The sequence below is a fragment of the Streptomyces sp. NPDC054883 genome (assembly GCF_053610645.1).
Window position 1 is genome coordinate 19859 of the sequence record NZ_JBSGYT010000018.1, and the last position, 24908, is coordinate 44766.

18 protein-coding genes are annotated in these 24908 nt (G+C 73.3%); 6 read left to right on the forward strand and 12 right to left on the reverse strand.

Features of this window, described 5'->3' with window-relative positions; all coding sequences use genetic code 11:
* Nucleotides 1–5: 5 nt before the first annotated feature.
* Entirely contained in the window at nt 6–1157 is a 1152-nt protein-coding gene (locus ACWGH1_RS15820) for a citrate synthase/methylcitrate synthase (protein ID WP_453353680.1), read from the reverse strand.
* A 70-nt stretch (nt 1158–1227) separates the two neighbouring features.
* Between ACWGH1_RS15820 and ACWGH1_RS15825 the strand changes: the two genes are divergently transcribed.
* The 3 genes from ACWGH1_RS15825 (at nt 1228) to ACWGH1_RS15835 (ending at nt 4867) form a co-directional block, all read left to right on the forward strand.
* Nucleotides 1228–2475, forward strand: a complete 1248-nt coding sequence (locus tag ACWGH1_RS15825) for a citrate synthase (RefSeq protein WP_453353679.1) — start codon at nt 1228–1230, stop codon at nt 2473–2475.
* Nucleotides 2476–2549: 74 nt separating this feature from the next.
* Nucleotides 2550–4166: an ATP-binding protein gene (locus ACWGH1_RS15830; protein WP_453353678.1), complete on the forward strand. Its 1617-nt coding sequence runs from the start codon at nt 2550–2552 to the stop codon at nt 4164–4166.
* On the forward strand, nt 4163–4867 hold the full coding sequence (locus tag ACWGH1_RS15835; protein ID WP_453353677.1) for a DUF7342 family protein: 705 nt from the start codon (nt 4163–4165) through the stop codon (nt 4865–4867). The genes ACWGH1_RS15830 and ACWGH1_RS15835 overlap by 4 nt, the downstream gene beginning before the upstream one ends.
* Nucleotides 4868–4873: 6 nt before the next feature.
* On the opposite strand, the gene ACWGH1_RS15840 is transcribed toward ACWGH1_RS15835, so the two are convergent.
* From ACWGH1_RS15840 to ACWGH1_RS15850, 3 genes are all read right to left on the reverse strand, one after another.
* Nucleotides 4874–6469 carry a solute symporter family protein gene (locus tag ACWGH1_RS15840; RefSeq protein WP_453353676.1) on the reverse strand — a complete coding sequence of 532 codons (1596 nt, stop codon included), beginning with the start codon at nt 6467–6469 and terminating at the stop codon, nt 4874–4876.
* Nucleotides 6466–6951, reverse strand: a complete 486-nt coding sequence (locus ACWGH1_RS15845) for a DUF485 domain-containing protein (RefSeq protein ID WP_453353675.1) — start codon at nt 6949–6951, stop codon at nt 6466–6468. The genes ACWGH1_RS15840 and ACWGH1_RS15845 overlap by 4 nt, the downstream gene beginning before the upstream one ends.
* A 157-nt stretch (nt 6952–7108) precedes the next feature.
* Nucleotides 7109–9229 carry a DNA gyrase/topoisomerase IV subunit B gene (locus ACWGH1_RS15850; protein ID WP_453353674.1) on the reverse strand — a complete coding sequence of 707 codons (2121 nt, stop codon included), beginning with the start codon at nt 9227–9229 and terminating at the stop codon, nt 7109–7111.
* A 446-nt stretch (nt 9230–9675) separates the two neighbouring features.
* On the opposite strand from ACWGH1_RS15850, the gene ACWGH1_RS15855 reads away from it, so the two are divergent.
* Nucleotides 9676–9912 (forward strand): DUF7455 domain-containing protein, encoded by a 237-nt coding sequence (locus ACWGH1_RS15855; RefSeq protein ID WP_373914121.1) that lies wholly within the window; start codon nt 9676–9678, stop codon nt 9910–9912.
* Between the two features lie 134 nt (nt 9913–10046).
* On the opposite strand, the gene ACWGH1_RS15860 is transcribed toward ACWGH1_RS15855, so the two are convergent.
* From ACWGH1_RS15860 to ACWGH1_RS15890, 7 genes are all read right to left on the reverse strand, one after another.
* The gene (locus ACWGH1_RS15860; RefSeq protein ID WP_453357097.1) at nt 10047–10964 is read right to left on the reverse strand and encodes a S1 family peptidase; all 918 of its coding nucleotides are present in this window, start codon (nt 10962–10964) and stop codon (nt 10047–10049) included.
* Between the two features lie 113 nt (nt 10965–11077).
* The gene (locus tag ACWGH1_RS15865; RefSeq protein WP_453357096.1) at nt 11078–12652 is read right to left on the reverse strand and encodes an RNA polymerase sigma factor; all 1575 of its coding nucleotides are present in this window, start codon (nt 12650–12652) and stop codon (nt 11078–11080) included.
* Nucleotides 12653–13007: 355 nt separating this feature from the next.
* A complete protein-coding gene (locus ACWGH1_RS15870; RefSeq protein WP_453352259.1) occupies nt 13008–13949 on the reverse strand; it encodes a FadR/GntR family transcriptional regulator in 942 nt (313 codons plus the stop codon).
* Between the two features lie 151 nt (nt 13950–14100).
* Nucleotides 14101–16041 (reverse strand): ATP-binding cassette domain-containing protein, encoded by a 1941-nt coding sequence (locus ACWGH1_RS15875; RefSeq protein WP_453352260.1) that lies wholly within the window; start codon nt 16039–16041, stop codon nt 14101–14103.
* Nucleotides 16042–16283: 242 nt separating this feature from the next.
* Nucleotides 16284–17027 (reverse strand): NUDIX hydrolase, encoded by a 744-nt coding sequence (locus ACWGH1_RS15880; protein WP_453352261.1) that lies wholly within the window; start codon nt 17025–17027, stop codon nt 16284–16286.
* 69 nt (nt 17028–17096) lie between these two features.
* Entirely contained in the window at nt 17097–19064 is a 1968-nt protein-coding gene (locus tag ACWGH1_RS15885) for a glycogen debranching N-terminal domain-containing protein (protein ID WP_453352262.1), read from the reverse strand.
* A 611-nt stretch (nt 19065–19675) separates the two neighbouring features.
* Complete coding sequence (locus tag ACWGH1_RS15890) at nt 19676–20938, reverse strand: DUF4192 domain-containing protein (protein WP_453352263.1); 1263 nt, start codon at nt 20936–20938, stop codon at nt 19676–19678.
* Nucleotides 20939–21069: 131 nt separating this feature from the next.
* On the opposite strand from ACWGH1_RS15890, the gene ACWGH1_RS15895 reads away from it, so the two are divergent.
* Entirely contained in the window at nt 21070–23229 is a 2160-nt protein-coding gene (locus ACWGH1_RS15895; protein WP_453352264.1) for a RecQ family ATP-dependent DNA helicase, read from the forward strand.
* Nucleotides 23230–23443: 214 nt separating this feature from the next.
* Nucleotides 23444–24073: a hypothetical protein gene (locus tag ACWGH1_RS15900; RefSeq protein WP_453352265.1), complete on the forward strand. Its 630-nt coding sequence runs from the start codon at nt 23444–23446 to the stop codon at nt 24071–24073.
* Between the two features lie 133 nt (nt 24074–24206).
* Here ACWGH1_RS15900 and ACWGH1_RS15905 read toward each other — a convergent pair whose 3' ends face one another.
* Entirely contained in the window at nt 24207–24875 is a 669-nt protein-coding gene (locus tag ACWGH1_RS15905) for a hypothetical protein (protein ID WP_453352266.1), read from the reverse strand.
* Nucleotides 24876–24908: the final 33 nt, after the last annotated feature.

Below are 24908 nucleotides of genomic sequence, written 5' to 3' on the forward strand. Positions count from 1 at the left end.
CGTAGTCAGCCGAGCGCGGGAACCGGCTGCGGCGGGGTGGGTCCGCTGTAGCGGGCGGCGGGGCGGATGATCTTCGAGTCGGCGGCCTGTTCGAGCACGTTCGCGCTCCAGCCGACGACGCGGGCCGCGCAGAACGTCGGGGTGAACATCTCGCGCGGCAGTCCGCACAGTTCCATGACCACGCCCGCGTAGAACTCCACGTTCGTGTGCAGCTCACGGCCGGGCTTGAGTTCGGCGAGGATCTCCTCGACGTGCCGTTCGACCTCCACGGCGAAGTCCACCAGTGGCCCGCCGAACTGCCGGGCGATGTCGCGCAGCATCCTGGAGCGCGGGTCCTCGGTGCGGTAGACGGGGTGTCCGAAGCCCATGATCCGGTCCCCGGCGAGCACGCGTTCGCGGATCCACGGATCGATCCGGTCCGCCGTGCCGATCGCGTCGAGGGTGTCCAGGGCGCGGCTGGGGGCGCCCCCGTGCAGCGGACCGGAGAGCGCCCCGATCGCCCCCGTCAGACAGGCCGCGACGTCCGCGCCGGTGGAGGCGATGACCCGGGCGGTGAAGGTGGAGGCGTTGAAGCCGTGGTCGATCGTGGAGATCAGGTACTGCTCGACCGCGCGGGCCTTGGCCGGCTCGGGCTCCCGGCCGGTCAGCATGTAGAGGTAGTTGGCGGCGTACGGGAGGTCGTCGCGCGGGTCCACCGGCTCCAGGCCCTGCCCGAGCCGGTGCAGAGCGGTGAGCAGCGTCGGCACCGCGGCGCAGGCGGCGAGCGCGTCGGCCGCCCGGCGGTCGGGGCTCAGGTCGTAGACGGGCCGGAATCCGGCGGAGGCGCCGAGCAGGGACAGCGCCGTACGCAGACCGGCGAGCGGGCCGGACAGGGCGGTGGCGCGGGCGAGGCCGGGCAGGGCGTCGCGCACTTCGGCGGGGAGGTGGCGCAGCGGGGCGATCTCGGCGGCGAAGGCGGCGCGTCCGGCGGCGTCCACGGGCAGGGCGCCCCGGAACATCAGCTGCCACACGTCCTCGAAGCTGCGGCTCCCGGCGAGCTCGACGGCCGAGTACTGACGGTAGTGGTAGAAGCCTTCGAGGCCCCGGACGTCCCCGAGCTGCGTCTCGGTGACCACGACTCCCGCCAGTCCGCGGGGTACTTCGACTGTGAGGTTCATGGATCGACCATCCAGTATGTATTCAATCCTTGTCAATATTGATTGAGTCAATATATGTAGGGTGGCGGTCATGAACGAGCAGGCGGACGGCGAGCGGCGGCTCACCACCCAGCAAGCGGCGGAAGCGCTCGGCGTGAAACCCGCGACCGTGTACGCGTACGTGAGCCGGGGGCAGCTGACCAGCCGCCGGGATCCGGTCGGACGCGGCAGCAGCTTCGACGCGCGCGAGGTCGAGGCACTGGCCCGGCGCAACCGGCGCGAGGCGGCCGGACCGGCGGCCGCCGCCGGGGAACTCTCCGTCCGGACCTCCCTCACCCTGATCGAGGACGACCGGTACTACTTCCGCGGCGTGGACGCGGTGGAGCTGGCCGCGCGGCACCGCTACGAGGAGGTCGCGGAGTGGCTCTGGACGGGGACGCTGGTTCCGGGGGCCCGCTTCACCGCCCCGCCGGAGCCGCTGGCCGCAGCGCGCCGCTCGGTGGCCGCGCTGCCCGAGCACAGCGGTCCCGTCGACCGGCTCCGGGTGGCGGTCGCCGCCGCGGCCGTGGCGGATCCACTGCGGTTCGACCTGTCCGAGACCGCCGTACTGGGCTCCGCTCGCTGCCTGATCCCGACGCTGGTCGGCGCACTGCCCGAGGCGGGCCCCGCCCAGTGGGGCGGTGACGTACGGCTGGCCCGCAGGCTGTGGTCCCGGCTCACCGCGCTGGAGCCCGACCCGGACGCCCTGGCCGTACTGGACCTGGCCCTGGCCCTGCTGGCCGACCACGACCTGGCCGCCTCGACGCTGGCCGTCCGCGTGGCGGCGTCGGCGCGGGCCCATCCGTACGCCGCGGTCTCGGCCGGACTCGGGGCCCTCGAAGGGCCCCTGCACGGGGCTGCCGGACGGCTCGCACACCGGATGCTGGTGGAGGTCCTGGAGCGGGGCGGCGCCGCGCCTGTGGTGGCGGAGTACCTGCGGGCGGGACGCCGCGTGCCCGGCCTCGGCCACCGGCTGTACCGGGGACAGGACCCGCGCGCGGGAGCGCTGTTCGCCCGGCTTGAGCAGCTGCCGCGGGCCTCCCGGGCCCTGGAGGCGGCCCGGGACGTGGCCGCGGTGATGGCCCGCCACGGCGGCGGGCTGTACCCGAACGTCGACTTGGCGGTGGCGGTGCTGACGGTTTCGTACGCCATGCCCGCGGAGGCCGGCGAGACGGTTTTCGCGGTGTCCAGGACGGCGGGCTGGATCGCGCACGCGCTGGAGGAGTACCAGGAACGGCCCCTGCGCATGCGGCCGAGCGGCCACTACACCGGCCCCCGCCCGCCCCGGCCCCTGCCGTAACGGAGGCGGGCCGGGCGCCGGGCGCCGCCGCCCGAGGATTCCGCTTGTCCGAAAGCCGACCTACGGTGCTACCCATGCGGTTCCTCCTCACCGGCGCCCGGCGCCTCGGACTGCCCAGACGGGCCGTCTCCCAGATCCTGCTGACGCAGCTCGCCATCGCGGCCGGCGTCGTGGTCCTGGCCACCGGGCTGTTCCTTGCGCCGCTCGGCGCGCAGCTCGACGACCAGGCCATGCGCCGGGCCCTCGCGATCGCCCAGAGCGCGGCGGCCGATCCGGCGCTGGCCGCGGGCCTGCTGGACTCCGCCCCCACCCCGGACGGTCCGGTGCAGGCGTCGGCCGAGCGGATCCGCCGGGCCACGGGCGCCGAGTACGTGGTCGTCGTGGACCTCAACGGGATCCGTCGCTCCCACCCCAGCCCCGACCGCATCGGTAAACCGGTCTCCACCGACCCCGGCGAGGCTCTCGCGGGCCGTGAGGTGATGGAGATCGACCAGGGCACCCTGGGCCGCTCGGCCCGCGGAAAGGTCCCGCTGGTGGCCGCCGACGGCGAGATCGTCGGCGCGGTTTCGGTCGGCATCGCCTACGACAGCGTCCGGGACCGGCTGATCGGGGCGATCCCGGGGCTGCTCGCCTACGCGGGCGGCGCCCTGGCGGCCGGCGCGCTCGTCGCCTGCCTGCTGTCCCGCCGGATCCAGCGGCAGACCCGCGACCTTGCCTTCTCCGACATCTCCGGCCTGCTCGCCGAGCGCGAGGCGATGCTGCACTCCATCCGCGAAGGCGTGATCGCCCTCGACCGGGGTGGCCGCGTCCGCCTGGTCAACGACGAAGCCGCCCGGCTGCTGGGCCTCGCAGCGGACTCCGCCGACGCCCTCGCCGGGCGCGCACTGGACGACGTACTCGGCGCGGGCCGCACCACCGACGTCCTCGCCGGCCGGGTCACCGGCCGCGACCTGCTCACCGTCCAGGGCACCCGGGTGCTGGTGGCCAACCGGATGCCGACCGAGGACGGCGGCGCCGTCGCCACCCTGCGCGACCGCACCGAGCTGGAGCACCTGGCCCGGGAGCTCGACTCCACCCGAGGCCTGATCGAAGCCCTGCGGGCACAGGACCACGAGCACGCCAACCGGCTCCACACCCTCCTCGGCCTGCTGGAGCTCGGTCTCCACGAGGAGGCGGCGCAGTTCGTGACCGAGGTCGCCGGAGTGCACCGCAGCACCGCCGAGCAGGTCACCGAGAAGGTCCGCGACCCGCTGCTGGCCGCGCTCCTCGTGGGCAAGGGCGCGGTCGCCGCCGAACGGGGCGTCTCGCTGCGCCTCGCTGACCGCACTTTGCTCCCGGACCGCCTCCTCGATCCGGGCGGCCTCGTCACCATCACCGGCAACCTCGTGGACAACGCCCTGGACGCGGCCGCGGGCTCGGCGGCGCCCTGGGTCGAGGTCGAGCTCCGCTCCGAAGGGCGCTCGGCGGTGCTCCACGTCCGGGACAGCGGCCCCGGCATCCCCGCCGGCCGTCACGAGGAGATCTTCACCGAGGGCTGGTCGACCAAGCAGCCCTCGGCCCACCGCGAGCGCGGTCTGGGTCTCGCGCTGGTGCGCCGCCTGGCGGAGCGGCAGGGCGGCGCGGTCCGGGCCGGCGGGGCAGTGGACGGAGGGGCGGAGTTCTCCGTCGTACTCCCGGAGGCCCTGCGATGAACGAGTCCCCGATGCACGTATTGGTCGTCGACGACGACGTGCGTGTTGCCCTGATCAACGCGGCGTACGTGGCGAAGGTTCCCGGTTTCCGGGTGGCGGCCCAGGTCCATTCGGCGGCCGCGGCCCTGGAGTTCCTGGAGTCCCATCCGGTCGACCTGATCCTGCTGGACCACTACCTGCCCGACGAGAACGGCCTGGACCTGGTGCGCCGCCTGCGCCAGCACGGCCACCGCACCGACGTCATCATGGTCACCGCCGCCCGCGACCTCGCCACCGTCCAGGCGGCCATGCGCCTCGGCGCCCTCCAGTACCTCGTCAAGCCCTTCACCTTCGCCGGGCTGCGCACCCGGCTGGAGGCCTACAGAGCCCTGCGGCACGCCCTGGAGGCCGGCGGCGAGGCCGAACAGGCCGAGGTGGACCGCCTCTTCGGCGCCCTGGCGGCCGCCGAGAGCCCCAACGACCTGCCCAAGGGCCACTCCCCCACCACCGCCGAACTGGTCCGCCAGGTCCTGCGCACCGCCACCGGACCCCTGTCGACCCAGCAGATCGCGGAACGCGCCGGCATCAGCCGCCAGACCGCCCAGCGCTACCTCAAGCTGCTGGACCGCGCCGGCCGGGTCACGCTCGCCCTGCGCTACGGCGAGACCGGCCGCCCGGAGCACCGCTACAGCTGGCGCCCCCAGGATCCCGGCCCGGCGTAGCCCGAGTCACACCGCGCCCGCCCCGGTGAGCGACCGGACCTCCGTCTCCGCGTGCTTCGCCGCGTCCGGTGCCTCCGACGAGGTGAGCGTGCCGAGCCAGCCCGCGAGGAAGCCGAGCGGGATCGACACGATCCCGGGGTTCTGGAGCGGGAAGTACTGGAAGTCGGCTCCCGGGAACAGGGACTCCGGGCTGCCGGAGACGACCGGGGACAGCAGGACCAGCAGCACCGCCGGCACCAGCCCGCCGTAGACGGACCAGACCGCCCCCCGCGTGGTGAACTCGCGCCAGAACAGCGAGTACAGCAGCACGGGCAGGTTCGCGGACGCGGCCACCGCGAAGGCCAGCCCGACCAGGAACGCCACGTTCAGGTCCTGGGCCAGCAGCCCCAGGGCGATCGCCACCGCTCCGATCCCCACGGCCGCGGCCTTGGCCACGGCCACCTCGCCGCGCCGGCGGCCGTGGCGGCGGCGGCGGAGCGACGCGTACAGGTCGTGCGCGACGGAGGCCGAGGACGCGAGGGTGATCCCGGCGACCACCGCGAGGATGGTAGCGAAGGCGATGGCGGCGACGAAGGCGAACAGCACCGCACCCCCGGTGGAGTCGGTTCCCCCGCCCAGGAAACCGGCCAGCAGCGGAACCGCCGTGTTCCCCGAGGCGTTGGACGCCCGGACCTCGGCGGGCCCCAGCAGCGCGGCAGCGCCGAACCCGAGCACGATGGTCATCAGGTAGAAGCCGCCGATCAGCGCGATGGCCCAGACGACGGACCGGCGCGCCGCCCGCGCCGTCGGCACGGTGTAGAAGCGGGACAGGATGTGCGGGAGGCCGGCCGTGCCCAGGACGAGGGCGAGGCCCAGGCTGATGAAGTCCAAGCGCGAGGTCGAGTCCGCCCCGTACTTCAGGCCCGGGCTCAGGAACCGGGCGCCGTGTCCGCTGCGTTCGGCCGCCGTGGTCAGCAGCTGGTTGACGTCGCCGTGGAAGCGCAGCAGCACCAGCACGGTCAGCGTGATCGCGCCGCCCATCAGCAGCACCGCCTTGACGATCTGGATCCAGGTGGTGGCCCGCATGCCGCCGAACGACACGTACACCACCATGAGCGCGCCGACCCCGACCACGGTCAGGGTCCTGGCGGCGGTGCCCGAACCCCCGATCAGCAGTCCGACCAGACTGCCCGCGCCCACCATCTGCGCGACGAGGTACAGCACGGAGACCACGACCGAGGACGTGCCGGCGGCGATCCGGACCGGCCGCTGGCTCATCCGGGCCGCGACCACGTCGGCCAGGGTGAAACGCCCGCAGTTGCGGACCAGTTCGGCGACCAGGAAGAGGACGACCAGCCACGCGACGAGGAAGCCCACCGAGTACAGCATGCCGTCGTAGCCGAACAGCGCGATGAGGCCGGAGATGCCGAGGAAGGAGGCGGCCGACATGTAGTCGCCGGCGATGGCGAACCCGTTCTCCAGCGGGGAGAAGAGGCGCCCTCCGGCGTAGAACTCCTCGGCCGTGCCGTGCCGGTTGCGGCTGACCCAAGTGGTGATGCCCAGGGTGATCGCGATGAAGGCGCTGAACAGGATCAGCGCGAGGGCCTGGTGTTCGGTGCTCAACGGCCTTCCCCCTGCGCCCGGATCCGCTCCTGGCCCCGCTCCTGCTCGAAGACCGTCCAGCGCAGGTCGAGCGCGGCCCGGTCCCGGCGCAACCGGGCGTGGCGGGCGTACGCCCAGGTCAGCAGGAAGGTGCTGAGGAACTGGCCCAGGCCCGCGAGCAGGGCCACGTTGACCGCGCCGACGACGGGCCGGGCCATCAGCCCGGGCGCCGCCGTGGCGGCGACGACGTAGGCGACGTACCAGAGCAGGAAGCCGGCGGTCGCCGGGATGACGAACCTCCGGTAGCGGCTTCGCACTTCCTGGAAGGCCGCGCTGCGCTGCACTTCGAGGTAGATGTCGGCCGCGCCGGGTGCGGGCCGCTCACCGGTCACCGGGCGCGCGGGATCCGTCGCGGCACCCTCACCCCAGCCGACCGCCGGCGCGTCGTACCAGGGGTCGTCCAGCCGGATCGTTCCGGCATCACGACCTTCGTGCTTGTCCACCGAACTCTCCTTGTCCGCGACCGCATTGGCCGCGCGGCACAAGGATGTGGGCAATGGGGGCTTTCCGGACTGCCGTCCCGGCGCTGTTCACTCGTTCAGGTGAGGGCGAAAGAGTGAACGGCGCCGGTACGCCGCGATCCGGTGGGCCCCGGTCGGCTCAGGCGTCGATGCGCGAGCGGTCGAGGGTGGCGGCGGAGCCGGTGATGAACTCCTTGCGGGGGGCGACCTCGTTGCCCATGAGGAGGTCGAAGACGGATTCGGCGGAGTCCAGGTCCCCGATGTTGATGCGGCGCAGCGTCCGGTGCCGCGGGTCCATGGTGGTCTCCGCGAGCTGGTCGGCGTCCATCTCGCCGAGGCCCTTGTAGCGCTGGATGGCGTCCTTGTAGCGGATGTTCTTGCGCTGGTACTCCAGCAGGGTCTGGCGCAGCTCGTTGTCCGAGTACGTGTAGACGTACTTGTCCTGGCCCTTCTTCGGCTGGACGAGTTCGATCCGGTGCAGCGGCGGCACGGCGGCGAAGACCCGGCCCGCCTCGACCATCGGCCGCATGTACCGCTGGAAGAGCGTGAGCAGCAGGCACCTGATGTGCGCGCCGTCGACATCGGCGTCGACGAGCAGGACGATCTTGCCGTAGCGGGCGGCGTCGAGGTCGAAGGTCCGGCCCGAGCCGGCTCCTATGACCTGGATGATCGCGCCGCATTCGGCGTTCTTGAGCATGTCCGAGACCGAGGACTTCTGGACGTTGAGGATCTTGCCGCGGATCGGCAGCAGCGCCTGGAACTCCGAGTTCCGGGCCAGCTTGGCGGTACCGAGCGCCGAGTCGCCCTCGACGATGAACAGCTCGCTGCGCTCGACGTCGTCACTGCGGCAGTCGGCCAGCTTGGCGGGCAGCGAGGAGGACTCCAGCGCGGTCTTGCGGCGCTGCGCCTCCTTGTGCTGGCGGGCCGCGATCCGGGTCCGGGCGGCCGCGACGATCTTCTCCATGACGGCGCGGGCCTGCTGCTTGTCGTCGCGCTTGGTGGAGGTCAGGAACGCCTTGAGTTCCCTGGCGACGACGGCGGCGACGATCCGGGTGGCCGCGGAGGTCCCGAGGACCTCCTTGGTCTGGCCCTCGAACTGCGGCTCGGCGAGGCGGACGGTGACGACCGCCGTCATGCCCTCCATCGCGTCGTCCTTGACCACGTCGTCCTCGGCCACGCGCAGCAGCTTCGCCGAGCGCAGCACCTCGTTGACGGTCTTGGCGACCGAGCGCTCGAAGCCGGAGACGTGGGTGCCGCCCTTGGGGGTGGCGATGATGTTCACGAAGGACTTGACGTTGGTCTCGTACCCGGTTCCCCAGCGCAGGGCGATGTCGACGCCGAGCTCACGGGTGACCTCGGTGGGGGTCATGTGGCCGCGGTCGTCCAGGACCGGCACGGTCTCCTTGAAGGTCCCGGTGCCGGTGAGCCGCAGCACGTCGCAGACGGCCTTGTCCTGGGCGAGGTACTCGCAGAACTCGCCGATGCCCCCGTCGAAGCGGAAGACCTCCTCGGTCTTGCCCGCACCGTCGATGCCGCGCTCGTCGCGGACGACGATCGTCAGGCCGGGCACGAGGAAGGCCGTCTGGCGGGCACGCTGGTAGAGCGTCTCCAGGTTCAGCCGGGCGTCCTTGAGGAAGATCTGCCGGTCCGCCCAGTAGCGGACCCGGGTGCCGGTCTTGCCCTTGGTGATCCGCTTGATCTTGCGCAGGCCGTTCGCGGGGTCGAAGGGGCTGTCGGGGTCCTGCTCGGTGAACATCCCGGGGACGCCGCGGCGGAAGCTGATGGCGTGCGTCGAGCTGCCGCGGTCCACCTCGACGTCGAGCCGCGCGGAGAGCGCGTTGACGACGGAGGCGCCGACGCCGTGCAGGCCGCCGGAGGCCGCGTAGGAGCCGCCGCCGAACTTGCCGCCGGCGTGCAGCTTGGTCATGACGACCTCGACACCGGAGAGGCCGGTCTTCGGCTCGACGTCGACGGGGATGCCGCGGCCGTTGTCCCGGACCTCGACGGAGGAGTCCTCGTGGAGGATCACCTCGATGTGGTCGCAGTAGCCGCCCAGGGCCTCGTCGACGGAATTGTCGATGATCTCCCACAGGCAGTGCATCAGGCCTCGACTGTCGGTCGAGCCGATATACATGCCGGGGCGCTTGCGAACGGCCTCAAGACCCTCGAGGACGAGCAGGTGCCGCGCGGTGTAGTTGGAACCGTCCCGGTCTGCTCCGGACAGCAGTGCGCTCGAAGGCACGGACGTGTCGGCGGTCACGCAGTTCGCTCCTCGCTGAATTTCTTTTCTGGCCCGGTTGGGCGCAGGGGTGGCTCGGTCGCCCGTCAGAGGGTACCGAGGCCTGGTAGAGCCGATGCAACGCCACCCGCGTCGCTTCCCCAGCCTAGTGCAGATCCGCACGGGTGTTCGATCCCCCGTGGGGGTGACGCAAACATCACGTTCCCTTCCACGCATGAACCATTTAGGGTTCGGGCACGTCCTCATGAACAACCGGCGCTCATGCCGGGGAGGACGGAACTGCAACAAGCGAACGACTGACAACGCGAAACCGTAAAGCAACGCAATACGGCTCCTTCGCCGCCAACCGGCAACAGCCGGCCAGCTTCGGAAGGAAGTTTCGAAAGAAAGCCGCGAGCGGGAACGTTTTCGGCCTGGTTGGATGTTGACCCTGGTACGACAGCTCGTCGAGCTAGAGAAGAGGCGACGTGACTACTGTTCTGACACCCGCGACCCCGCTGACGGCCGCTGACCGATGCGACCGTTGCGGCGCCCAGGCATATCTGCGCGTCGTCCTGCTGAGCGGCGGTGAACTGCTCTTCTGCGCCCACCACGGGCGTAAGTTCGAGCCGGAACTCAAGAAGATCGCCGCGGAAATACAGGATGAGACCGAGCGGCTTACGTCCGCTCCGGCTGCCGATGCCGCCGACACCGAGGACCGCTGACACAGGCCTACCTCGCATCCGACGAGCCAGGACCGGCCAGGCCGGTCGACGGGCGGTTCCCCCTGTGACCCAGGGGGAACCGCCCGTCCTCGTTTCTCCCGGACCGACCAGCCGCAGACGGCTACCCGCGGGCCCTACGAGCCTTCGAGGGGGCCTGGGCGCCGCACTGAGCCCCTCGGAGCGCCCATCGCGGGCCGCTGCTCGGCCACCGGCTGCAAGGCCCTCTGGGGGCTGCTCACGAAGCCGGCCATCGCGGCGATCCGGGTGTACACCCCGGGACTGTCGGCGCGCCCGCAGCCCCGCCCCCAGGACACCAGGCCGATCAGCCGCCCCCGAGCGACGAGCGGGCCGCCGCTGTCCCCCTGGCAGGCGTCCTTGCCGCCGTCCTGCTCCCCCGCGCACACCATGCTCTCCGGCCGGTACTGGCCGTCCGCGTCCCCCGGGTACGCCGCGGCGCAGGCCTCGTCCGACAGCACGGTGACGCGGGCGGCGCGCAGCCCGTAGGCGTAGTCGCCGAACCCGCTGGTGTCGCCCCACCCGTACACGAAGGCCTGGGTCCCGGGCTCGTACGCCGGGTGCCCTGCGCCGGCCATGGGGAGCACGTACTGGGCCGGCACCGCTTCGGCCAGTTCCAGTACCGCGATGTCCCCCGCGTTGCTCTTCGGGTCGTACTCCGGATTCACCCGGGCCGACCGGACGGCGATCTCACGCCCGTCCGCCGCCCGCAGCTCCGTACGTCCAGCGATCACCCGCAGGTCGGGCACCGACTCGACGGGGCCGCCCAGCACCTGGCGCCCGAGGCAGTGGGCGGCGGTCACCACCGTGGCCGGGGCGACGACAACGCCGCCGCAGAACTGGCCGCCCCGCGTACCCCCGAACCGGTCACGGCTGGCCAGGGCCACGACCCAAGGACTGTCGGCCACCTTCACCGGCTGGCCCCCGATCACCACACCGTCCGCGGCCGCCCGGGGCAGCTGGGCCGGATGCGCCGCGGCCGCTCCCGCCACCAGCGTCAGCGCGCCCGCCAGGGCACGGGCTAGGAAACGACGCATGAGGCCTCCTGACTCCGAGTGTGCATGACTCCACCCAGAGTGGGATGCCCGGTGGCCGTGCGCACCCGCGCGGCCACCCGGCGCCGTCCTGCCGCCGTCCGTGTGCGGGCCGGTCAGTCGAGGTAGTCGCGCAGGACCTGCGAGCGGGACGGGTGCCGCAGCTTCGACATCGTCTTGGACTCGATCTGGCGGATCCGCTCGCGCGTCACCCCGTAGACCTTGCCGATCTCGTCCAGCGTCTTGGGCTGCCCGTCGGTCAGGCCGAAGCGCATCGACACCACGCCCGCCTCGCGCTCGCTGAGGGTGTCGAGCACCGAGTGCAGCTGCTCCTGCAGGAGCGTGAAGCTCACGGCGTCGGCCGGGACCACGGCCTCGGAGTCCTCGATGAGGTCACCGAACTCGCTGTCGCCGTCCTCGCCGAGCGGGGTGTGCAGGGAGATCGGCTCGCGGCCGTACTTCTGGACCTCGATGACCTTCTCCGGGGTCATGTCGAGTTCCTTCGCCAGCTCCTCCGGAGTGGGCTCGCGGCCCAGGTCCTGGAGCATCTGGCGCTGCACCCGGGCCAGCTTGTTGATCACTTCCACCATGTGCACCGGGATGCGGATGGTGCGGGCCTGGTCGGCCATGGCCCGGGTGATCGCCTGCCGGATCCACCAGGTCGCGTACGTGGAGAACTTGTAGCCCTTGGTGTAGTCGAACTTCTCGACGGCGCGGATCAGGCCCAGGTTCCCCTCCTGGATCAGGTCCAGGAAGAGCATGCCGCGGCCGGTGTAGCGCTTGGCGAGCGAGACCACGAGGCGGAGGTTGGCCTCCAGCAGGTGGTTCTTGGCCCGGCGGCCGTCCTCGGCGATGATCTCCAGCTCGCGCTTGAGCTTGGGCGCCAGCTTGTCCGAGTTCGCCAGCTTGTCCTCGGCAAACAGACCGGCCTCGATGCGCTTGGCGAGTTCGACCTCCTGCTCGGCGTTGAGCAGGGGGACCTTGCCGATCTGCTTGAGGTAGTCCTTGACCGGGTCGGCGGTGGCGCCGGCCACGGCGACCTGCTGGGCCGGGGCGTCGTCCTCGTCGTCCGAGATGACGAAGCCCTTGGTCTCGCCGCCGTCCTCTTCCTCCTCGGACTCGGCCTTGGCGACGGGACCCTCCTCCGGGGTCTCCTCGTCGGCCTCGTCGGCGTCCTTCTTGGCCGCCGCCTTCTTCGCCGCCGCCTTCTTGGCGGTGGCCTTCTTGGCGGGAGCGGCCTTCTTGGCCGCCGTCTTCTTCGCTGCGGCCTTCTTCGCGACCGGCTCGGTCCCGGGCTCCTCCACCAGGGCGTCGGCGGTGTCCGGTTCCGCCGGCGCGGGCTCCGCTGCCGCGGGCGCGGCGGCCGGCGCGGCCTCCGCCTTCGCCGCTACGGTCTTGGTCGCCGTCCGCTTGGCCGGGCTCTTCGCTGCGACGCTCTTGCGGGGGGTGCGCTTGGGCGACTCCGCGGCACTGACCATCAGCGTCACACCCTCTTCCTCGAGGATCTGGTTGAGGCTGCGCAGAACATTCTTCCACTGGGTCGCAGGAATCTGGTCAGCCTCGAAGGCCCGACGCACGTCATCGCCGGCGATCTGCCCCTCGGCCTTGCCCCGCTCGATGAGCGCCATCACAGACTCGGAATCGGCGATCTCCGGCGGGAGCGTACGGGATGTGCTGGCCGACACGAACAACCTCTCGGAACGATGGGAACGGCTTCCGACCCCGGCCCGGTGGTGCTGGACCGTGGCCGACGACCACCGGCTGGGAATGGGCCGGGGGCGCGGGCAGGGGCCGGGGAGCTGCACAGCACCCGCAAGGGCTGCTGTCTTCCCTCCGTCGGCCATCACCTCTTAAGTCATCGCGTGACGTCGCGGAGCGTTACGCCCAATCTTCGTGGTCCGAGTCACACCACTTTTACGTCAATGCCGGTCATACGGCCATACGCGCAGTTCGGGCGGCCGTGCCGGGGCCGCACATCGGTGTCGCCGGGCCCGATCCGGGCCCGGCGACACGTGGTGAACCCCCGCGCCCCCGCGCGTCGCCCTGTCAGTGCTCGCGCGGGGCCGGGACCACGCGCTCGACCTCCGGGTGCACGGTGAGCAGCTGGCGCATGGCGTTCTCGGCGCCCGTCGCGTCACCGGCCGCGAGCGCCTCGACCATGCGGGCGTGGTGCGCGACGCCCGTCTCGCTGGGCCGGTCGCAGGCAGCGACCGGGCTGCCCGAGACCTGGAGGGCGCCGGAGACGATGCCGGAGAGGTGCTCCAGCATCCGGTTGCCGGCGACCTGGATCAGCAGCGCGTGGAACTCGTTGTCGGCGCGGGCGAAGGTGATCGCGTCGCCCTGGCCGAGGGCGTGGCCCATGATCTCGACCATGTCGGCGAGCCGCTGCTGGATGTCGGGGCGGCCGTGACCGGCGGCGAGGCGGGCGGCCAGCGGTTCGATGGTCCAGCGGAGCTCGTTGAGCTCGCGGCGCTGGTCGTCGCGCTGGGGGCCGAAGGCCCGCCACTCGATGATGTCGGGGTCGAGCAGGTTCCAGTCGGCGACCGGGCGGACCCTGGTGCCCACGTTCGGGCGGGCGCTGACGAGGCCCTTGGCCTCCAGGACGCGCAGTGACTCGCGGACAACCGTCCGCGAGACCTCGAAGCGCTGGCCGATCTCCTCGGGGACCAGGGGGCGGTCCGCGCCGAGGTCGCCCGACACGATCATCTGGCCGAGCTGCTGGACGAGTTGGCCGTGCAGTCCGCGGCCCCGGCTTCCTGCTGCCCGGCGGCCGACGCGGCTCAACTCGACGTCGGCGCCGTCCCAGTGGGGTGGCCCGACCCGGTCGGACCCGGGGGTCTCCGCGAAGGGGTAGCGGTCGAGTTCGCCCGGGCCTGCGAGACCGGAGTCGGCGTGGCGGGCGGCGGTCATCATGGTGTGCGCAAGGGTACTCACGAATCCTTTGTCGGCTGCGCCTTCATCACCCTTGAGGTCTTTGGTGAAAAGCACACGAAAGGGTGATCGGTGCCACCTACGCAATTGACGACTTATCGTAAAGAACCGGGCCTATTGCGGGGAGTTGCGATCCCTTTCGCGTGATGCGAACGCCATCGGTCCCGTTGCCACCCCGTCCCGCCACGGAACGATCAGCATCGGTCTCTCACCAGCGCACCCGGCTGCGCAGTCCTGTGAACCCATAGGCGCACAACAGGACGATCAACGACAACACCAGCGCGATACCGACGGGTTGGGCCATCATCCGCAGGACGTCCAGCACGAAGCGGTCCGTCTCCGGGGGCCAGTGCGCCGCGGACACCCCGCGCAGCCGCGAGGCGATCCCGTCCGCCGGGTACGCGGACGGTCCGGCCAGCGCCTTGCGCACCAGGGGTACGACCGCCACCGGTACGGCGAGCACCGCGGCCAGGCCGGCGGCCGTGGAGCGGAAGACGGCGGAGGCCAGGACGCCGGCCCAGGCGCAGCCCATGAGCAGCCCCGCCCAGCCCACGGCCGGGGCGATCCACTGCGCGGGCGAGCGCAGCGGAGCGGCTCCGAAGACCAGCCCCACGGCGCAGGCGTCCGCGGTGAGGGCGAGGGCGCCGATCAGCAGGGCCAGGGCGGAGCAGACTCCCAGTTTGGCGGTGAGCAGTCCCAGCCTGCGCGGCACGGTGCCGCGGGCCGCCGCCAGGGCGGGGTAGCGGTACTCCTCGCCGAAGGCCAGAGCGCCGAGGAGTCCGGCCCCCAGGGCCGCGGGCGGCAGGGGCAGCAGTTCTGGCCATGCGGCGAGCATCCGGTTGCGCGGTGCCGTGCCGGTCCGGGCGAGCAGCACGGCGGTGATCGCGGAGACGGCGATCACCACGGCCGCCGTGAGCCAGGGCGTGGCGGTGCCGAAGACGCGGTGCAGCTCGTAGCGCAGGGGCCGCAGCGGGCCACCGAGGCGGCGGACCGCCGAGACCGGGAGCCCGGGGCCGGTGTCCTGAGCGCGGCCGGGGTTCGGTGAGCGGTCCTGGACGGCGGCCTCGGCCGCCCAGGCGCCGGCCGTGGACGCGGCGGGGCGTTCGGGGCTGCTGGGGAAGCCGGATGTGGTGCGTCCCTCGGAGGCGAGCTGCTGCCCGGCCTCCTGACGCGCCTCCGCCAGGGCGTCGATCCGCACTTCGGCACGCGCTTCGGCGCCGGCTTCGGTGCGGGCCTGTGGGACGGGCCGGGCCGGCGCTCCCGCTTCGCCCGCGTCCCCGGCGTCTCCGGTCTCGTCGGCGAGCTGGTGGACCAGGACCCCGTTGCGGAACGCGGCTTCGCCCACCTCCGCGCAGTTGCTGCCGTACACGGACAGACGGGTGCCGCTCTCCGCGACGATCTCGACGGCGCGCTGGGCCGCCCGGGCCTCGCGTCCCAGTACGTCGGCGAGCCGGGCCGCGTGCGGGGTGCGTACGGCGACCCTCGGCCGGAGCCGGGTACGGGCGAAGTCCCCGGCGTCCTGGTCGGCGACGAGCCGGCCCGCCTCGATGGAGACGACCCGGTCGGCGCCGCGGGCGGCCTCCTTGGCGTCGTCGGTGGTGAAGAGCACCGCACCACCGAGGGAAGCGTGCCGGCGCAAGAGCCCGTACAGCCAACTGCGTTCGCGCGCGGACAGTTCCGCGGCCGGCTCGTCGAGGAGCAGCGTGCAGGGGTCGGCGAGGAGCGCCGCGGCGAGTGCGAGCCGGCGCTCCATCGCGCGCGAGAGCGAACCGAGCCGGTGGTCGCGCAGGCCGGCGATGCCGACGACCTCCAGCATGGTGTCGGCCCGGGAGGCCGGCACCCCTGCGGCGGCGCAGAGCATCCGCAGCTGGTTGCGGACGGTCCGCGACGGGTTGCCGGGCACGTCCCCGAGCAGCACGCCGACCTCACGGCCGGGGTGTGGGACCCGGTGCAGCGGGCGGCCTCGGAAGTAGGTGACGCCGCGGCCCGGTTCGAGTTCGAGCATGAGCCGCAGCGCGGTGGTCTTGCCGGAGCCCGGTTCCCCGAGCAGGGCGGTCACGCGCCCGGGGCGGGCCTCGAAGGTGAGGTCGTCCACGGCGGGCGGGAGGTCTCGACGGGGTGTGCTGGTGAGTCCGATGGCCTGGAGCATCGCTTCTCTCGCGGGGGGTGAGACCGCTCTGCGGCAGGGTGGGTACCGCCAGCAAGATAACGCGATATGTCCGATTTTCCGGGCAGGTGGACCGCGGCCACGCCCGTGTCGCGGCGCGAGCCCGCCCCACCGGGAGCGAGCCGGCAAAGCAAAGGCGGGGGCCGGCCCCGGGCCTGCCGGGCGCCCGCCGGACGGGACGGGGCGGGGCTAGCGGGAGCGAGCCGGACCCTGGTGTTGGAGTGTCAGACCTCGGGGCGCAGCATCGGCGGGTTGAGCAAGGTCGCCCCGCCGGCCCGGAACAGCTGGGCCGGGCGCCCGCCCTGACGGGTCGTGGTCCCTCCCGCCGGCACCAGGAACCCGGGGGTCCCGGTGACCTTGCGGTGGAAGTTTCGGGGGTCGAGCGCCACGCCCCACACGGCCTCGTAGACCCGGCGCAGTTCACCGACCGTGAACTCCGGCGGGCAGAAGGCCGTGGCCAGGGAGGAGTACTCGATCTTGGAGCGGGCCCGCTCCACCCCGTCCGCAAGGATCTGGGCGTGGTCGAAGGCGAGCCCCGCGGAGGCCTCACCGGCCGCGAGGAGCTCGTCGACCGGAGCCCAACGGGCGCTGTTGGCGTCGCCGCCCGCCCGGGGCGCCGGCAGGTCCGGCGCCAGAACCAGGTGCGCCACGCTGACCACCCGCATCCTGGGGTCGCGCTCCGGGTCCCCGTAGGTGGCGAGCTGTTCGAGGTGCGCGCCGTTGTCCACACCCGGGGCACCCGGATCGTGCGCGCACAGGCCGGTTTCCTCGGAGAGCTCCCTGGCCGCGGCCGCCGCCAGGTCCTCCTCGGCGCGCACGAAGCCGCCGGGCAGGGCCCAGCGGCCCTGGAACGGCTGCTCACCCCGCCGGACGACCAGCGCGCAGAGTGCGTGGCGCCGTACGGTGAGCACGACCAGGTCGACGGTGACGGCGAAGGGCGGAAAGGCCGACGGGTCGTAGGGCGACATGCCGCGATCATAGTCGTCTGCCTGACGATAAACAGAGCTTTGGTGATCCCGGAAACGGCGATCCGGAGCTTAGCCTCCCAGTTGGAGCGCATCAGCCGCCTCCTCCACCATGCCGAGCCCGAGACGGCTGACGCGTACGGCGAACGGTTCCCCGGCCACGCGCAGCCCCGAGAGGCGCAGGGCGCCGAGCGGAGCACCTGTAAGGGGTGCGAGGGCGACCGTGCCGGCGGGGGCGTCCGGGCGGATACCGGCGAGCGCGGTCAGGACGTGGATCCCGGCCGCGGCGGCCACCGCGGCGGGGCGGCAGGCCGCGGGGTGCGGGAGGGGGGCGCTGCCGACGGTGCGCTGCTCTGCCGCGTACATCTCCGGCAGCCGGTATCCGAACCTCTCCGCCGCGTCGAGCAGGCCCCGCAGCAGCCCGGCGGCCTCCCTCTCGAAGCCGGCCTGCGCCAGGGCCGCCACGGCGACCGCGCTCTCGTGGGCCCGTACGGCTCCGGAGCGGTGACCGAACGGGTTGTGACCCGGCTCCCGGGCCGCCATGCTGCGCAAGCCCCACCCGGAGTCCATGGCGGGGGCGCCGAGCAACCGGGCGAGCTGCTCGGTGCGGGCCCGGTCCAGCAGGCCGGGAGCCAGGCGGCCCGCGCCCAGCAGGCCGGTGTCCAGCAGGTGCGCGGCGGCCCCCGTCAGCCGGGGCAGCGGCCGCCCGTCGGGGTGCAGGGCGGCGGCCGGCCGGCCACCGTCCGGGCCGTCGATCCAGAACGCGGCCTGGAACCTCTCCCGCAGTCCGGCCGCCCACTCCCGCCACTCCGCGGCTCCGTCCCGCCCGCACCCGGCGAGGAGGTCGGCACCGAGCAGCGCGGCCCGGTGCGCGTGGGCCTGGGTTTCGCAGCGCCGGGGTCCCGGGGTGGGATCGGCCAGGAAGCCGTCCTCGCGCAGGGCTCCGCGCAGCCAGCCGAGGCAGCGCTCGGCGGCCGGCAGCAGCCGGGCCACCTCGGCTTCGGGCAGCCCCCACCGCCACGCTTCGGCCAGCACCGCCGGGAAGGCGAGGGTGGCCTCCGTTCCGGTGCAGCCGGGCGGCAGCTGCGGTCCGGCCCCGCGCAGCGGTCCGGGGATCTTCCCGGCGTCGGGTCCCTTTCCGGGGGTCTGGGTCCGCGCCAGGGTGCGCAGGGTGGCCCCGGCCAGGCCGGTGCCGAGCGGGAGCGCCATCCGGGCGGCCCACAGCGACTCCGCCGGGGCGAGCCCGAGCCGCCAGGGGACCCCGGCCGCGACGAAGGCGTCCGCCGGGTCCGCCGGGTCTCTCAGGAGCAGGGCTCGCAGGTCCTCGGCGCTGGTCCGGAACCAGGCCTCCGCCCGGGGGTCGTCCCCTTCGGCCCGTGCGTCGGACATTGGGTTCGCCACCTGCCCGGCCGGGGCCCGCGCGGTGCGTTCGCCGGCGGTCCGCAGCTCGATGGTGCGGGTCTCACCCGGCCCCAGTTCGAGCTGCCAGCGCAACAGTCCGGACGAGGCGAGCGCGTCGTCCGGAGCCGGCTCGGCGGTGGTGACGGCCTGCGCCTCACCGGTGCTCCAGCGCAACCCGGCGGCGTGCACCCCGGCGGGCAGCTCCGCTCCGGCCCGGCCGGCCGCCACGGCGGCCAGCTCCGCCAGGTCCGTGCCGAGCGAGAGCTCCACGGGCAGGCGTACCGGCCGGGCCGCGTAGCTGCGCAGGGTGATCCGCTCGGTGCCGTCCGCGTGGCGGATCCGCTCGATTCCGATGTCGGGGTCGGGGCCCGCCTCGGCGCCCGTGCGGACGGTCGCGGTGAAGGCCGCCCGGTCCGCCCCGAGGCTGCGCCCTTGGACGGCGACCGGATCGCGGCCCCCGACGCGGAGCACGCACCGGGAGAGCAGCCGGCGCCCCGCGCGGTAGACACCGTCGAGCCCCCGACCGGTCAGCTGACCGTGCTCAGGCGAGATGACCAGGCAGGGCGCGGCAACGCAGATGACGGCGCCGTGCACGGGCGGCAACTCGGGCCTGCGGGCGGGAGGTACGGGGTGAGCCATGCGTCGCCTTGTCTGCGCTCCGGTCGGTTCCGCTCGTCGGCGGAGGGGCCGGTCACCCACCACCCCCCAGCGCAACGCCCCTACCCCCACCCGGGTCACGGGCCCCACCGACGGCTCCGGCCGCCCCCCGGCCCATGCGTCGCCCTCGGCGATCACGCAGCCGAACCAGGAGCCGGCGGGGGTTCCGGTGATGCCACGGCCGGCCCGCGAGCTTTCGGGGACCGGGGCTCCGCCTCCCATGGCTCGCGAATTGCCGAAGCGCCCGGCGATCCGCCACCCGAGCCGAGCGCCGGCGCAGGCCGGTGCGTGGCTCGGCGAGTGCCGGGAGCCGCGGGCCGCCCGGGCGACGCGCGGCCGGGGCGGCGGCACCGTCGGCGCTCCCCGTAAGCGCCCGCTGACCAGCCCCGCGGCAGCGCGGGTGGCCTCACGCAGCCGCGCCACCGGAGCCCGCCGACCTCGCAGCGGCGGCCGTCCCCGCAGGCAGGGCGCCGCCCTCTCCCGCTCCGGGGTGTCCGCGCCCTTTGGCGGAGCGCTGCGGACCCGCGACCGGGTACCGGCAACCCGGCGCGGGAGGCCACGCAGTCGCCCCGCCGATGTCTGCCGCTCCCGGTTCACTGGTCGCTCCCCGCGCTCCGGCGGGACTCGCGGCGCTCGGTCTTCGAACGACGGCCGGGCGGGCGGGTGCCGGCGGTCGACCGCTTGCGGCGCGGCTCCCGGCGCCTGCGCTCCGCCCGCAGGCACTCCCTGAGCCCCTCCGGGTCGATGCCCTCGTTGCAGGCGTGGTGGAGCAGCTGGGCGAACCGGTAGTCGGCGTCGGCCCTGAGGGCGAGCCCGAGCGTGATCCGCGCGGTCGGCTCGTCTCCGGTCGACCAGGACACCCAGCCCGCCAGGGTCAGCGGGGCGGCGGCGTGCTCCCCGTACGCTCCGACGCAGCGCCGGGCGAGCGCCCGCCACAGCCGCAGGGCGGGGGCCGCCTCCTCGTCCTCCATCCATTCGGCGGCGATGTCGCGGATCTCGCGGTCCTGGAGGCCGATGATCACAGCGGCGGCCTCGTCGTGGTCGAGCAGTGCGTCGTCCCAGCCGTCGGCTCCCGGGCCGGTCTCGGCCGGCGGGGCGAGGGTCATGCGCCGCATCAGGGTCCTGGCCAGCGCGAGCGTCTCCGCACCGACTTCTTCCCGGCTCGCCCCGTCGAGGATCTTCGGCACCAGGGCGGCGGCGGCGCGTTCCAGGGCCTTTTCCTGCTCGACGGCTTCCGCTCCGCCCAGAGGTGCCAGCCGGCCCTCGATCTCCTTGAGGGATCCCCGGACCTGGATGCCGGCGAAGGTGGCCGCCGCGGCCATGACCGAAGTGCCCGGCAGGGCCATCGGATTGCCTTCCGCCGGGCAGCAGCGCTCGTCGGGGCAGGTGTAGGACCAGTAGCGGCCGCCGGAGAGGCACAGGGCCTCGATGACCGGCACGTCGAGCGCCCCGCAGGCCAGCCGCAGCCGGTGGGCGAGCGGCCGCAGGCGGGTCATCACCCGCTGCGCGCTCTCGCCGCCGAGCGGGTCCTGGCAGAGGTAGACGACGATTCCGTCGGGCTTTCCGCCCCGGCGCTCACTGCCCCGGATCAGGGTTTCGGCGACCTGTCGGGCGGTGTCCTCCCATTCCGGGGGCGCCGAGGGGATGCCGACACGGAGCCGGCCGCCGAAGCGACCGCCTTCGCCGTGGACGGCGACCAGGACCAGCGAGTCCGTCGGGTGGAAGCCGAGCATGTAGGGCAGGGCGTCGGCCAGCTCGGCCGGGCTGCGCAGGGTGATCTGGGTTGCCGTGGTCGATCCGGACGGGGCGCTGGACCGCCGTCCGGCCGGACTGGGTGATTCGTGGTTCTTCGTCATGCGTCGACGGTCCCGCGCCTGATCATTTCCCGAAAGCCCTGTGGATAACTGGGCGACTAGTCCACATTTCAACATCCACAGGCTCAGAGCGGCATTGGCGCGATGTCGGAGGCATCGGGTTGCATGGGGGCATGAACGCAGACCTGAGGTCCTCGGCCGATTCCGTACTCGCCCGCCTGGTGGGCGATGCCACGGGCACCGCGCGGCTGCGCGAGGACCAGTGGCGGGCGATCGAGGCCCTCGTCGCACACAAGCGGCGGGCGCTGGTGGTGCAGCGCACCGGATGGGGCAAGTCCGCGGTCTATTTCGTGGCCACCTCGCTGCTGCGCGCGGGCGGAGCCGGCCCCACCGTGATCGTCTCCCCGCTGCTCGCACTGATGCGCAATCAGGTCGAGGCCGCCGCCCGGGCAGGCATCCACGCCCGTACCATCAACTCCGCCAATCCCGAGGAATGGGAAGGGATCCAGGCCGAGGTCGCGGCGGGCGAGGTAGACGTCCTCCTGGTGAGCCCGGAGCGGCTCAACAACCCGGACTTCCGGGACCAGGTGCTCCCCAAGCTGTCCGCCGCCACCGGCCTCCTCGTGGTCGACGAGGCGCACTGCATCTCCGACTGGGGGCACGACTTCCGCCCCGACTACCGGCGGCTGCGCACCATGCTGGCCGACCTCCCGCCCGGCGTGCCCGTGCTGGCCACCACCGCCACGGCGAACGCCCGGGTGACCGCCGATGTCGCCGAGCAGCTGGGCACCGGCGCCGGGACCGACGCCCTGGTGCTGCGCGGGCCGCTGGACCGGGAGAGCCTGAGCCTGTCGGTGCTCGCCCTTCCCGACGCGGCGCACCGGCTGGCCTGGCTCGCCGACCACCTCGGCGAGCTCCCCGGTTCGGGCATCATCTACACGCTGACCGTGGCCGCCGCCGAGGAGGTCACGGCCTACCTGCGCCACCGGGGGCACACCGTCTCCTCGTACACGGGGAAGACCGAGAACGCCGACCGCGAGCAGGCCGAGAACGACCTCCAGGCCAACCGGGTCAAGGCCCTCGTCGCGACTTCCGCCCTGGGGATGGGCTTCGACAAACCCGACCTGGGTTTCGTGGTGCACCTGGGTTCGCCCTCCTCCCCCATCGCCTACTACCAGCAGGTCGGCCGCGCCGGCCGTGGCGTGGAGCACGCCGAGGTGCTGCTGCTGCCGGGCCGTGAGGACGAGGCCATCTGGCAGTACTTCGCCTCGGTGGCCTTCCCGCCCGAGGAGCAGGTGCGCCGCACCCTGGAGGTACTCGCCCAGGCGGGGCGGCCGCTGTCGCTGCCCGCACTGGAGCCGCTGGTCGACCTGCGGCGCACCCGCCTGGAGACGATGCTCAAGGTCCTGGACGTGGACGGCGCCGTGCACCGGGTCAAGGGCGGCTGGACGTCGACGGGCGAACCATGGACCTACGACGCCGAGCGCTACGCGTGGGTGGCCCGGCAGCGGGCTGCCGAACAGCAGGCGATGCGTGACTACGCGTCGACGACCGGATGCCGGATGGAGTTCTTGCGCCGCCAGCTCGACGACGAGGAAGCGGCGCCCTGCGGCCGCTGCGACAACTGCGCGGAAGCCCGCTTCACCGCGGAGGTCTCCGGCACCGCCCTGGAAACCGCCCGGGGCGAACTGGGCCGTCCCGGTGTGGAACTGGAGCCCCGGAAGATGTGGCCGACCGGCCTCGCGGCCGTGGGCGTGGACCTCAAGGGCCGTATCCCTGCCGGGGAACAGGCCTCCACCGGCCGTGCGCTCGGCCGGCTCTCCGACATCGGCTGGGGCAACCGGCTGCGCCCGATGCTGGCGCGCCAGGCACCCGACCAGCCAGTTCCGGACGATGTGGCGCAAGCCGTGGTCGCGGTGCTCGCCGACTGGGCCCGGGGCCAGGGCGGTTGGGCTTCGGGAGCCCCGGACGCTCCCGCGCGGCCGGTCGGCGTCGTCGCGTTGCCCTCGCGCAGCCGTCCACAGCTCGTCGGCTCGCTGGCCGCGCGGATCGCCGAGGTCGGGCGCATGCCGCTGCTCGGAGCGCTCTCCTACACGGACGAGGCCCCGGAGTTCGGCCTGCCCTCCTCCAACAGCGCCCAGCGCGTCCGGGGTCTCCATCTCGCCTTGACCGTGTCTCCTGCCCTGGCTGCGACGCTGGTCCAGGCGGCGGGCCCGGTGCTCCTCGTGGACGACCGCGCCGAGAGCGGCTGGACACTCGCCGTGGCCGCCCGGCTGCTGCGGCGGGCGGGCGCGAAGGAGGTGTTCCCCCTGGTGCTGGCCCTCCAGCCATGACGAATGCGTCGTGCACGGCGTACCGGGGCAAGGATATGAACGGCATACCGGCGAATTCCGGTCGGCGGCCGCAAATGCTCATTGCCCCACGCTCGCGCGCCACGCGAGAATCGGAGAGCTCCCGCTCGGCTCGTCGGCACTCTCCAGGGCCGTGCCGTGGCGCGCCCACATCCCAGCCGTGCCCGTCCGCGGGCGTGTACCCGAAGGGAGGACCGTGACCATCGGATTCGCCCCGCCCTCGACCACGTCCCTGACCACGGCCACCGGCGGCGCCAGCCGGCACGGCAGACTGCTGGAACCCGCCGAGTGGTCGGCGGCCGGTGTGCCCCTGCTGAGCAATCCGCGCGAGGTCGTCAGCGGGCTGCACTCCAGGCACCACCCGGTGCCGTTCACGGCCGTGATCGCCGTGCTCGACCCTGAGGAACGGCTGGTGGCGAGCGCCTCGTTCGTGCAGCGGTCGGTGTCGGCCGACGGCTGGGAGTACCGCAACGCCCTGCTGTCCCGGCTGCGCCGCGTCCTGCCGCACGACCTGCGGCGCCGGACCCCCGTGCGCACGGCGGTGCTGCTGTACTGCCGTGAGGGCGACGAGCGGTGGACCGAGGAGGACGGCGCCTGGATGTGGGGGCTGCGCGACGCGTGCACCCTGCACGGGCTGCGCTGCGGCGCGTACATCACGCTGACCCGCGGGGGCTGGCAGGTGCTCGGCGAGGGCCGCGGCGGACGCAGACCCAGTTCGGACTCCCGCCCCGAGTTCCTCGGTGCCACCTCTGCCGAACCGGCCCCGACGCCCCTGCGCACCGGTGGGGGCGCGGCCGAAGCACTGCGGCACACCGCCGCCCGCTGAGCCCGTACTCCCGGGCCCGGCGCCGGCCCCCTCCACCGAGCGGGGGCCGACGGGCCCGCTCAGGGCGCGGGGCAACAGCGGGGCCGACGCCCGGCCCGCCCCGCTCTCCCCGCCCGTACCGGAGTACGGGCCGTCAGACGCCCGCGCCGAGCACGGAGTTGATCTGCTGCGCGTCGCCGCACACGATCAGCAGCGCACCGGCCCGGGCGAGCGCGACCGGAAGCGCACCGGCCACCGCGTCGGCCCGACCACCATTGGCCGCGAATACCACGACGGGACGGCCGGATGCGCGCCCGGCCTGCGCCACGTCCGCGTAGAACACGTCGTCCCGGGCATCGTGCTGGGCCCAGTACGCGGCCTCGCCGAAGGACAGTTCGTGCGCGGCCCACGGGTGCGCGTCGCCGGTGGTGAGCACCAGGATGTCGCCGGGCGCGCGCCCGGTGTCGAGCAGCAGGTCGACGGCCTCTTCGGCCGCGTCCAGCGCGCCCTCGGCGGAAGCCGGGATCAGCTGGACCTGGGGCACCGCCGCCGAGACGGACGGTGCGGCGGGAGCTGCGGGAACGGGCCCGGGAGTGGCCTGCGCCGCACGCTGCGCGGGCGGGGCGGGCCTGGGGGCTCCTCCCGCGCGGCTCACCGCTGCGGGGGAGGGCCCGGGGCGGCCGGGCCGCGGGACGGCGGCTGGACGCGGACCAGGTACGGGACGGGGGGTCTGCGCGGTGCGGCTCGCGGCCGGCGTGACGCGGGGACCCTGGGCACTCTCGTGAATCTGAGGCTCCTCGGGGTGAGAGGCATGAGTTGACATCTATCAAACACCGGTACGAAACGTACCGGCGGA